Genomic DNA, 12,301 nt, shown 5'->3' with positions numbered 1-12,301 from the left:
ACAATAACCTTACGACAAAGAAAGTAAATTCTTTATTTTTCTTTTCGTATATATTGTATATCAGCTTTAAAAAATTTCATGCCAAAGTACTTTTTGATTTAAAAGAATTTTTTGTATAATTAATTTAAAATAATTTATGCTCTTTGTATATATTGGAGTTGGAAAATGAGGTTTGGTACCACCAAAATTAACAGAAGAATTCCCTAAAAGAGTCGCCTGGAGGTTAGTGCTCTTCCTTTGAACCAGTTGCTTGTAAAAGCAATAACATTCGAAGGGCTGTAACAGAAGATACAGCAAATGGATGTAATGCCTCCGGGCTTATTCTGATGATTTTTCACACTGTCCTTTTTATTACATTGGAAGGGCGAAGGATCACGAATACCCTGTCCTTTAGCCCTGCCCTTTAGGTCGGGAATGAAGTGAACTCTCGCCTCCTTTTGGTTTCTTTTAAACCTAGTTTCTTTTAAACCTATGTACCGTTGCTTCTTTGTAAAGTGAAGTTTCTTAGTTTCACGGTTACAGACACTAGTAATGCAACTCTGCATTAGGAGAATCTTGTAAATGGATACTTAATTATTCCCCATAAACCGGGCGGGCGGCCCGAAGCATACCTCCTCCTTTAGGGTGGACCGCACGCAATTTGATTTGGGAGAGCCCTATTAACACTTATTAAAGCTTATTGAATTATTCTTCTCGTTTTTCTGATAATCCACGTACTTAGATCCAACGAATAGGTAGGTAAAGTATCAATATTATCCAAGTTATCAATAAGGATATAAATTATAGTCAAAGAAGTTATTTATGTAGATTATTAACTTTTTTCATATAATTAAACATGGAGTGTAGCTGAAATCTTTTTCTGAAATTTGAGCTCTTTCAATTCACACATTAGTTCCTTCAAAATCCTGCATTCTTATCTCTCAATAATATGTGGCAACAAAAATAATCACAAACAGTCCAAATTTACTTAACAAAGTGCCAAAAATATTTTATAATAGGATCACTTAACCAGAAGTGTCAACTCAGGAATTCAACAATAATGAATGAAATCTTTTAAAAAAAGAGAGTTGATCTGGCTAAAGGCCGTAATTAATAGAAAGTATTGACCAGAAGGATGTTATCCTTTGGTCAGTAATAAGTTTTGATTTGTAGAAGCCAAAACTTCTAGTTTCCGAACACCTCCAGTGACTAATCCCTATAGTGATTGGAGAGTGGAGACTCTATGTGTAACGTGTCCACCCATTAAATTGCAGAGAACCGATTGGACAGGTTCGAAAAATATTACACAGATGTAATAGGAATCTTAAAACCCGTATAGTACCTACCTGATCAGGGAGTTCTGTTGAAGAATTCTAAAATCCCTACCTGATTAGATTAGTTCGGAAAAGTAAGTATTATGAGTACGTAATATGGAATTTTGAGAAATATTTGGGAAAAAGTACCTTTACTGTATATGTTTTGATTTCACTTAAATCCCTATAAAAATCCAACCCAAAGATGATACAATGCTAAAACAAGAATTAGGATCCCTATTCCTAGTGGAAACCTTATTTAACAACCGTATCAGCTTTGGGAAAAACATACAACTTCCCCAATATTTTGAATTTACTCAAATTCTAAAAACCCAACCCAAAGGTGATACGATGCTAAAAAGACAACTAGGAACCCTACTCCTGGTGACATGCCTTATTTTAACAACCGTGCCGGCTGCGTTAAGTTCCTCCGTTAACAAGACTACAGCAACTGGTCATGTCACTCAAAAGAATGCCGAAGCAAAAAGTGCAATATTTACAAATAATGAAGCATCGACAAACGACATGACATTGGCGAATGAACCTTTGAAAGGTGTCTGGAATAATTGTGATTTTTCAAAGCCCTATGGAGACTGGTCTGAATCCGCCCAGGAATTTGGAGGTGAAAATGGTGTGGTTGACCTGGTAGTTACTCAAGCGCATGCAAATAAACTCGCATATTTGCCATTTCCTTTTGAAAATAAAGGATACATCTACAGCGATGGTCAGACTGATAAAGTGGAGCCTTACCTCGATAGATTCGACGAAGAAGGCTTGAAAGTTATTCTTTCAATTCAGCCTAATGGGGCTGACGTAGCTGATTTGATCGATATTGTACTTTCAAGGTATAGCCATCATAAAAGTGTCATAGGCGTAAATATTGATATGGAGTGGAAATTAACAGGAAACTCTAATCATGCAAGCAACAAGGAACGTGATCTCTGGTTGACCAAGATTCAAGGTTATAATCCTGAGTATAAACTTTTCCTGACCAATTTTGAAGATTATACTTATTTCCCTGATGACACAAAAGATCTTGTTATCCTGTACGATGGTGAGGGTAATCAGAATGAAATCCTGAAAGAATACAAAGATCTTGCGAGCCATTACACCTCGGTCGGAATATATACAGGATATTCCTCAAACACTCCACGAACAGCATCTCACGAAAATATTATAGATGCAGCCCCAAATACGAAGTATATTCTGCACGCAATAGATGACTGATGAGGTGGATCGAAGTATACTCTTGTGAGAATCCGATTTACCTCTCATTTTTCCTTTGCGGAATATCTCCCGCTAATTTTTATTAATATTGTTTTTCTACTATCTTTTAATATTGTTTTGGCTTCTACTATCTTATTCCACCAATAAACAAGAGTCTTTCTAGGATGAAATCACCAACAGATTTCCGTATAATCGCTCCTTTTATTGCTCTAAGAAACTATTTTTCAGAACAATTTTTCAGAACAAATACTTCAAAACCTATTTATTTTATATTTTTGATTAATATAAAGAGAAATATATTCAACTTCGTTTGTTTTGCTTGATTATATAACTCAGTCAAGTATTGGGCTTTTCTTAAGGGGATCAGGGGTGAGCACGAAACAGCTTGCAGATTTTAAAATCTCAAGAAAATTACCTGGTAAGTCAACCCAATGTCAGGTTTACTCAAAAGGAGGTATGGATGAGCGAGAAAAAGTTCCCTGATTTATTTAACAAATTAATTTTTAAAAAAAGAATACCACTTGTCTCATTATTTTTGGCTATATTGATTACCCTTCTTATTGGAGTATTCCTTTGTACAGAAGTTGATCACTTAAACGATGCTACATTCGGAAAAATAACTATTTTGGATGAGCCGGAACTTCTCAATACACTGAGAGACGCACAGAATAAGGGAGTTATTATGGGAATTCACGGATGGGAACATGAAAACTATTCCATTCTTACGCCTTCTCAGGCAAAAGAAGATGTTCAGAAAGGGAAGTTGGTCTTTGAAAAAGCCGGACTTATTCCTAGAGTATTCATCTCCCCTTTTGAAATCTACGGAGTACCGACAGACCCATCTGTGAGACAGGCAATAGAAAGCACTCAAATTGCAACAAGCCTGCCACCCATGAAAACAAATGGAACTTACATATATGAATATACATGGAATTGGCGTACAATGCAAAGCTTTGATGATCCTAGATTCCAGGTGGCATCTGTAAAAATCAAGGAAGATCATCCTCAGACTATTGTTCTCCATGCAATGGATTGGAATCCATATGTGAATCAGTTTCTTATTAACTACCTGTCATCTACAAACGATACAAACATAACAGTCAGAATGGATGATGTCGAGGTGAACACCCCAAAAGGAGTAATCAACGGCATAACTCAGATGACACAATATAAATCTGTGGGAAGGGTTGTACTTGCAGTTATTCCTGTGGGAACATGGAAAGGTAGCGATCCTGTTATCGAAAATATTGAAGTCAACAAAATTATTGGAATATACTTCTGGTTCTTTATCATAACTTCATTGTTACCACTTTCATTTTTTGTCATATGGAAGTCATTATCCGGATGGAGCATAAAAAGGAATCAAAACCGCTATCGATCTGCGAATATTCAGAATCCTGAATATCATGGACTTGTTTCCATCGTCGTCCCAGCATATAACGAGGAAAAAACGATAGGTTCATGTCTTGAGTCTATTCTTAATCAGGATTATAAAGGTAAAATGGAAGTAATAGTTGTAAATGATGGTTCCACTGATCGGACTGCAGAGATCGTTTTAAAATATCCTGTAAAATTTATCAATCTTAAGGCAAACATAGGAAAGGCAAATGCTCTCAATCGAGCAATTAAGGATACAAAAGGAGATATTCTGATTTTTACGGACTCAGACTCTTACATGTCAGCCAATGCAGTAAGTTCGTTAGTAGAATGTCTCATAGCCAATAATGACGCACAGATGATAGCAGGAAATGTTTTTATCCATAATAGTCAGGGAAAAAAGCGAATTATAAAGTACTTCCAGATGATTGAATATCTTATAGAACAGGAGATAACCCGTTACCTTCAGGGTTTGAGCGGCAGTATTCTTGTTTGTCCTGGCCCGCTCACTGCTGTCAAGCGCGAGGTATGTGAATCTGTTCACTTCAGTGACGAGACAATTGTTGAGGATGCAGATTTTACGATAAAAGCCCTTAAAAAATCCATGAAAATTATTCAAGAACCAAAAGCCAAAGTTTACACGAATGCACCTGAAACGTTTCGAGCATGGTATAAGCAAAGGAAACGGTGGTGGTATGGTAATCTTCAGGTATGGCGGCTTCATAGACACTGGGCAATGAGGAACGCATGGATGGTACTCAATTACTTGGGTTATATAATTGGAATTTGTTCCATTATTCTGATCATGTTCCTACCCTATTTGCTTCTTCAGTACGATAATCTCTTGCTGATATCTCTGCGTGGGCTCTCATACTCTATCTTTCCTGTACTGCTATTCATCGTATTCACTGCTTCACTTTTTTCCAGAGATAAAAAACTACTGCCAATGCTGATTCCTTATGTGTTGGTTTATTCAACAATTAAAGTTGTAATGATCAGTTACCTTTACCTGTGCTATCTAACAGGGAGAGGGTTGAAAATACAATTTGGTCCACGGACTATTGAGGTGAGATAATTAAGAGAGATATCAGGATATACATTTTATTGGGCTCGATACTCTTAATTTTTCTCATAATTCTGTTTTATTTAGCGTCAGTTACTCCTCCACGACCAGAATGTTTTCAGGGAGTCTGGAATAATTGCAATTTTTCGAAGCCTGCTGAAGACTGGTCTGAAGCTGCGAGAAAGTTTGGAGGTGAATCTGCAGTAGTTGATCTGGTCGTTGCTCAGGCACATGAAAATAAACTCACATATGTGCCTTTTCCTTTTGAAAAAAATGGAAAGATTTACAGTTACAATCAGACTGACAAAGTTGAGCCTTATCTGGATAGGTTCGATAGAGATGGACTGAAGGTGATTCTTTCAATTCAACCTAATGAGGCTGATGTAGCTGATTTAATCGATATTGTACTCTCAAGATATGGTCATCATAAAAGTGTCATAGGCGTAAATATTGATATGGAGTGGAAATTAACAGGAAACCCTAATCATGCCAGCAACGAGGAACGTGATCTCTGGTTAACACAGATTCAAAGCTATAACCCTAAATTTAAACTCTTCCTGACCAGTTTTGAAGACTATACCTATTTCCCTGATGATAAAAAAGATCTTGTTATTCTATATGATGGCGAGAGAGCTACTCAAGATAAACTCATGGCAAAATATGGAGAACTTGCTGGTCGCTATACATCGGTAGGAATATACACTGGTTATCCTTCAAATACTCCGCCAACCGCGTCTTATGAACGTATTGTAGATGCAGCTCCAAATACAAAGTACATCTTTCATGTAACACATTTTCAATAAGGTAAAACGCTCGGGTTTTTTAAACTGATGAATCACGAGAAAGCTTTCATTTCATAGATTATAATTTCATTTTCTATAAATTGTAAAAAAATAAAACTATTTGTTGAAAACTAATTTAGAACTAATTTTGTTGAATATAATGCTTAACAGTCTGTATTTGCTTATTATTTCTCTTCCATAAGATATTTTTTAAACCACTCTCCAGCCAGATTTGCTACTTCTTCTAGCGTGCCCGGTTCTTCAAAAAGATGGGTTGCTCCGGGAACAATCTTAAGTTCTTTCTGTTCTGCCTTCAATCTGTCTAATGCCCATTGATTCATTTCTATTACTTGATAATCTTCTCCACCTACAATAAGCAGTGTTGGTGCCTTTATATCCGGCAGGGCTTTTTCAGCCAGATCGGGCCTTCCTCCTCTGGAAACAACCGCCTTTATAACATTCGCATGTTCTTTTGCAGCTATGAGTGCGGCTGCAGCTCCTGTGCTGGCACCAAAGTAACCGATACTGAGTTTTTTAGTATCAGGATTGCTTAATAGCCAGTTTGTTACGTCAACAAGCCGCTTTGCAAGCAGGTCAATATCAAATCTGAGGTGGGCCGTTACCATGTCAATTCTCTCTTCCTCTGCTGTCAAGAGATCGAATAAGAGTGTTCCTAGGCCTTCTTTTTGAAGTTCTTGTGCAACATATCGATTCCGAGAGCTGAAACGGCTACTCCCACTGCCGTGTGCAAAAACAACAATTCCTTTTGCTCCTTCAGGAATTGTGAGGTTTCCTTCAAGTGTAATAGAATTAATTGGAATCTGGATTTCACTACTGCTTTTACCTTTACTTGATAATTGTCTCATGCTAACCCCCCAAAGGTTTTCCTATTCATTGTAGGACTAAATGTGAAAATATTAAACTGATTTATTATCTTGCTGGAAGAGCTCTTGCCTTATTAAGAAGGTCGCAGACTTCTTCGTCAGTGGTTTGACTGAAATTTCCGTACCAGGCTCCAACCCCATAAAAAGGTTCAGGTGTTGCCACACATATTACTTCGTCTACTTCCCTTCTGAAAAGCTCACAGGTATCAGGTGCACCAGTGGGCACTGCAACCACTATTTTCTCCGGATTCTTAATCTTAAGGGCAGCTGCAGCTGCACGCATTGTCGCACCTGTGGCAAGCCCGTCATCTATTAAAATCACAGTTGAACCGCTGATTTCAGGCTTAGGTCTATCTCCACGGTAAGCTCGTTCCCTGCGTTCAAGCTCCCTGAGCTCATTCTCAGCTACCATATTAATTACCCGTTCAGGTATCTGAAAAGATCTGACAACATCTTCATTTAGCACACGGATATTGTCAGAAGAAATAGCTCCCATTGCCAGTTCTTCATTTCCTGGCACTCCCAGTTTCCGTACTATAAACACATCCATTTTTACATTTAGTTCCTTTGCAACTTCAAATGCCACCGGAACCCCACCACGCGGGAGCGCAAGTATCAATACATCTGAACGGTTCGCATATTTCGAAAGCTCTTTTGCCAGCCTTTTTCCGGCATCCACTCGATCTTTATAAAGTGCCATTTGTCCTCTCGACCCCCATCGAACTGGATTTATTGAACAATAATCAGTATCAATTTATAATATCTATGTTTAAACCCTTAAACATATATGGTATAAAAATTTAAGTTTAATATAACATGCAATTTTTCTTTCTCAAAATAGATCCTCGAAATAAGGAATAATTTGAAAACGTTTATTTTATTTTTCTAGCTATTTACCCGTTACGTAGTAGAAAATGGTACCTAAGTTAAATTTCATTTACATCTTAAATTCAATCTTGTTTCATGTGTAGTTTAACATAATCTTTATACGAATCCAATATTCTTTAAGATATTACAAGAACTGACTTTTAACTGGGGGGCATGTGCTGAAAGTCGTGAAGAAGAGAGCATTAGTCGAGCCATATGAGGTCATACTCTGGGCAGCTATAATTAGTATCCTTTATTTAGTCAGTCTCAGTAACTACCTTCTTTTTCACACCCTGGTCGAACTTTTCAGTGTATATGTCGCGTATGTAATATTCCTTATAGTTTGGAAATCAAAAGCTGGCCTTGAAAATAGATACCTTGTATTTTTGGGGATTGCCTATTTTTTTATCGGGACTCTGGATCTTCTATATACACTTTCTTATCACGGGATGGGTGTATTTCCTAGAATTGATTTAAATATGAATATGCAGTTCTGGGTCGCTGCAAGATACATGGAAAGCTTTTCTTTCCTGTTAGCTCCGCTGCTTTTAATAGATTACAGTACAGCCAATAGGGAATCAAATAGTAAATTCACAGAGGGAACTCGGTTCGCCTGGAAAGTCTTTATTGGGTATGCAGGAATTACTATAATTTTTCTGCTCTCTATTTTTGTTTTCAGGAATTTTCCTGATTGCTATATTGAAGGCCCAGGGTTCACTCCTTTTAAAATTATGAGCGAGTATTTGATTTGTTTTATTCTTCTGTGCTCGCTAATTGCACTGTATACTAAAAAAGATCAATTTGAAATTCACGTATTCAGATTACTTGCGATATCTATAATCCTTACAATTCTGGGAGAGCTGAGCTTAAACTCTTATTCGAATCTGTGGTTTTTAGATGTTGTAGGACACTATTTCAAAGTGATATCATTTTACCTGATCTACAAGGCAATAGTTGAGACTGGATTTGAAGATCCTTTCAGCCTTCTTTTAAGGGAACTTAAACAGAGTGAGGAGGCTTTGAGACAGGAGACAATTTTTCTTCAGGATGACCAGGGTCATATTTACAGAATGCTTGGCGTAAAAGTGGATGAATTGGAAAGTGAGCCCATAGCTGATAATCTGGAAATTTATGGAAAAGGTTACCGTCCATTCTTGCAGAATATTGAAGGTACTATAAATTTTCTGCTTGATGAGAACTTCGTACCTGTATTAATGGACGGAGCTGTAGAACAAATCACAGGTTACACTAAAGAAGACTTTCTTTCTGGGAATATAACTTGGACTGGAATTGTCATGCCCATAGATCAGTCTTTATTTCTCAAGAATATGAGAAAAGTGATGTTTGATCTGGACATTTCTTCAGAACTTGAATATAGGATACGGAGAAAAGATGGAGAAATAAAATGGGTTCGGGAAATTCTTCAAAAAACTCCGAAACGATCCGGAAAACCAAAAAGAGTACAGGGTTTTGTTCGTGACATTACCAAACGTAAACTTGCAGAAGAAACTCTGTTAAAAATGCAGGAAACTCGTATAAAAGAAATTCATCATAGAATCAAAAATAACCTGCAAGTAATCTCTTCACTGCTCAGTCTTGAAGCTGAGAAATTTACTGATGAAAAAACGCTTGAGGCTTTCAGGGAAAGCCAGAATAGGGTCATTTCTATGGCTCTAATTCATGAAGAACTTTACGAGGGCAAAAGTGTTGATACAATTAATTTTGCAGCTTACCTTCAGAAGCTGACTTCGGATCTTTTCAGTTCATATACAGTAAAGAATAGAAATATTAGCCTTAAACTGGACCTTGAAGAGATTAATCTGGAAATGGACACTGCAATTCCACTTGGGATAATTGTCAACGAACTGGTTTCAAACTCTCTTAAGCACGCTTTTCCTTCCGGAAAAGGAGGAGAAATAAGTATAAAGCTTCATCATGCTGCATACTTGATCTCAACAGAAAATTCTGACATAAAAGAGAGATCAGAGGAATATGAGAATCTGCCTTTCGTGTTGACAGTATCAGATAACGGAAAGGGCATTCCTGAGGAAATAGATTTTCTAAATTCCGATTCTCTTGGGCTTCAGCTTGTAACTATCCTTGTTGAACAAATCGATGGATATATTAAGCTTGATAGAACTAAAGGGACGAAACTCACTATTCTGTTTGGCGAAACTGAAAGTATGAAATCTAATTGACTAATCAAACGCTATAAAATATTTATCTCTCACTACTGTAATTAAACAAGGAATTTTGTCAGGCGCTTGAAACTTTTTACGCCAAAATATTTTTTGTTTATAGGCAATTTTTTGAATAATTAATTTAAAATAATTTACGTTATTAGTATATTCTGGAGTTAGGAAGTGAGTTGGGTATGGACAAGTAAAAAATTGCCTGGAGGTTATTGATAATCCTGCTCGGATCGGTATACTTAGGGAAGCATATCGTCTGTGCTGCTGTATTTGGGGATACAGTAAACGGAATATAATGCCTCCGGGCTTCTTCTTAATCTCTTTTCTGCAATGCTTTTTACTCTTCCGATTCCGTTATTGCAGTTGTTTCGTGTCTAAATTGAATCAAGTTTTAGTATCATTCGATGGTGGCATTAAGGCCACTTGGTATGTCTAAAATTCAGTTTTATATGGAGCTTCTGAATTCTTCAGGCGTGAGGCGCAACGGGGGTAATCGAACATATCAGATGTCAGGGAAAAAACGCTAAAAGTAGACTTCAATGAAGTGATGGTCTGGATAACCATTATTATTTTGCTTTATCTTATTAGCCTTAGCAATTATCTCCTCTTTCATACAGTAATAGAATTATTCAGCGTCTACTTTGCATACGTGATATTTCTTATTGTATGGAAATCTAGAAGCCGCCTGGAGAATCGATATCTTATAGTGTTAGGGATTGGCTCTTTTTTTGCCGGGAGTTTCAACTTCCTAAGCACACTTGCATTCCACGGCATGGGGGTATTTCCAGGGTTTGATACAAACCTTACTGTTCAGCTCAGGATAGTTGCAAGTTTCCTGGAAAGCACTTCTTTTCTCGTAGCCCCGTTATTTTTAACACGTACTGGAGAGAACCATGAGAGAGATGTCAAAACCCGTGGAAGCGATATTTTTGCCTGGAAAGTATTTCTTGTATATACAGTAATTACTGTTACCTGTCTGGTTTCAATTTTCTTCTTCCAAAATTTCCCGGATTTTTATCTACAGAGTTCAGAATTTACTCAGTTCAAAGTTACAAGTGGATACTTAATTTCTTTCATGCTTCTTTGCTCACTTTTTCTTCTTTATATGGTCAGGGATAGATTCGAAGAAAAAGTTTTCAGTTTACTTACAATATCTATAGTCTTGACAATCTTTGCGGAGTTATGCTTTACATTCTACAGTCAAATAGATGAATCTCTGGGTGTTATAGGTCTCTTCCTTAAATTATTGTCTTTTTACCTGATTTATAAAGCAATTGTAGATATCGGATTTGAAGAGCCTTGCAGTTTGCTCTTCAGGGAGCTTAAATACCGGGAAGAAGATTTCAGGCAGAAAGCCGTTTTCCTTGGAGACGAATACAGTCATATTTGCAGAATGATAGGCAAGAAGTATTTGACTGAGCATCGAAGTGTTGAGGTAAAAGACAATCCCGAAAATGATCCCGAAAATTATAATTCCTTCATGAAAAATCTCCAGGGAATTGGATTTCAGCTTAACAAAGATTTTAGATTGATATTTCTACATGGTCCTGTTGAGGAAATGACAGGTTACCCAAAGAAGGATTTTCTTTCTGGCAAAGTTGATTGGCAGGAATTAATCATACCTGAAGATCGTCCTATTGTTTTTAATGGAAGGGAGAAATTAAAGTTAAAGTTAAACACGAGTTTTATTGTTGAAAGCGAGTATCGAATAAAGAAGAAAGACGGGGAGATAAAATGGTTCAGGGAAATTATCCAGAGAATCTCGGGTGAATCTGAAAGTTCAGGAAAGCTTCAGGGTCTGATTTATGATATCACTGAACGCAAAATGGCTGAAGAAGCTCTGGAAAAAATAGACAAAATTCGAATAAAAGAGGTTCATCACCGGATAAAGAACAATCTTCAGGTAATTTCGTCTCTCCTCAGCCTGCAGGCAGAGAAATTCGAAGACAAAGAGGTACTCGAAGCATTCAGAGAGAGCCAGAACCGTGTTGAATCCATCGCAATGATCCATGAAGAACTCCATGAGAGTGAAAGTACGGATTCCTTCGATTTTTCAGACTACTTGAGAAAGCTAACAGCAGATCTTTTCAGTTCCTATAATGTAGGAAACAAAAATATAAGCCTCAAATTGAACCTTGAACAGGTTTGTCTGGGCATGAATATTGCAATTCCTCTTGGAATTATTATAAATGAGCTTGTTTCAAATTCCCTGAAGCATGCTTTTTCCGCGGGAAAAGAAGGCGAAATCAGCATAAATTTTTGTAGAGCTGAAACTTTTACTGCACAGTATGGGCTTTCAGATCCGAATAAGGATTGTGGGGACTGTATAAATGATAATTCCCATTACATACTTACAGTAGCCGATAATGGAAAAGGAATTCCTGAAGATATCGATTTTAAAAATACCGACTCCCTGGGGCTCCAGCTTGTAAATATTCTTGTCGAACAAATCAATGGTTGTATAGAGCTTAAAAGAGACCATGGAACAAAATATATTATCTGCTTCAGCAATAAAGGAAAATAAAAACTTCTAATTTCGAAATATCTTTATTCCATATTCTTCTTTTTGGGAAACTTTTTTCTCTTGCCTTAGCTATGTAAAAAAGTCCATTTTTAA

At 37.0% G+C, this 12,301-nt stretch carries 7 protein-coding genes; 5 read left to right on the top strand and 2 right to left on the bottom strand.

All coding sequences use genetic code 11. From position 1 onward, the window contains the following. Positions 1 to 1,643: 1,643 nt before the first annotated feature. The 3 genes from BP549_RS15610 (at position 1,644) to BP549_RS15600 (ending at position 5,762) form a co-directional block, all read left to right on the top strand. Positions 1,644 to 2,519, top strand: coding sequence for a hypothetical protein (locus BP549_RS15610; protein ID WP_292382129.1), 876 nt, complete (start codon positions 1,644 to 1,646; stop codon positions 2,517 to 2,519). A gap of 535 nt (positions 2,520 to 3,054) precedes the next feature. Beyond that, positions 3,055 to 4,971: a glycosyltransferase gene (locus BP549_RS15605; protein WP_292382128.1), complete on the top strand. Its 1,917-nt coding sequence runs from the start codon at positions 3,055 to 3,057 to the stop codon at positions 4,969 to 4,971. A gap of 29 nt (positions 4,972 to 5,000) precedes the next feature. Next, on the top strand, positions 5,001 to 5,762 hold the full coding sequence (locus BP549_RS15600) for a hypothetical protein (protein WP_292372004.1): 762 nt from the start codon (positions 5,001 to 5,003) through the stop codon (positions 5,760 to 5,762). A gap of 164 nt (positions 5,763 to 5,926) precedes the next feature. On the opposite strand, the gene BP549_RS15595 is transcribed toward BP549_RS15600, so the two are convergent. Further along, positions 5,927 to 6,607, bottom strand: a complete 681-nt coding sequence (locus tag BP549_RS15595; RefSeq protein WP_292382126.1) for a dienelactone hydrolase family protein — start codon at positions 6,605 to 6,607, stop codon at positions 5,927 to 5,929. A 64-nt stretch (positions 6,608 to 6,671) separates the two neighbouring features. Next, the gene (locus BP549_RS15590) at positions 6,672 to 7,325 is read right to left on the bottom strand and encodes a phosphoribosyltransferase (protein ID WP_292382125.1); all 654 of its coding nucleotides are present in this window, start codon (positions 7,323 to 7,325) and stop codon (positions 6,672 to 6,674) included. A 343-nt stretch (positions 7,326 to 7,668) separates the two neighbouring features. Here BP549_RS15590 and BP549_RS15585 point away from each other — a divergent pair, with 343 nt between their 5' ends. Together BP549_RS15585 and BP549_RS15580 are read left to right on the top strand one after the other, a co-directional pair. After that, a complete protein-coding gene (locus tag BP549_RS15585; protein WP_292382122.1) occupies positions 7,669 to 9,690 on the top strand; it encodes an MASE3 domain-containing protein in 2,022 nt (673 codons plus the stop codon). Between the two features lie 541 nt (positions 9,691 to 10,231). Next, positions 10,232 to 12,208, top strand: coding sequence for an MASE3 domain-containing protein (locus tag BP549_RS15580; RefSeq protein ID WP_292382121.1), 1,977 nt, complete (start codon positions 10,232 to 10,234; stop codon positions 12,206 to 12,208). The last annotated feature ends 93 nt before the right edge of the window (positions 12,209 to 12,301 follow it).

The sequence above is a fragment of the Methanosarcina sp. UBA289 genome, assembly GCA_002496565.1.
Lineage (GTDB): Archaea > Halobacteriota > Methanosarcinia > Methanosarcinales > Methanosarcinaceae > Methanosarcina.
Note: the sequence above shows the minus strand (reverse complement) of the source record. Positions and strands in the feature narration are given on the sequence as shown.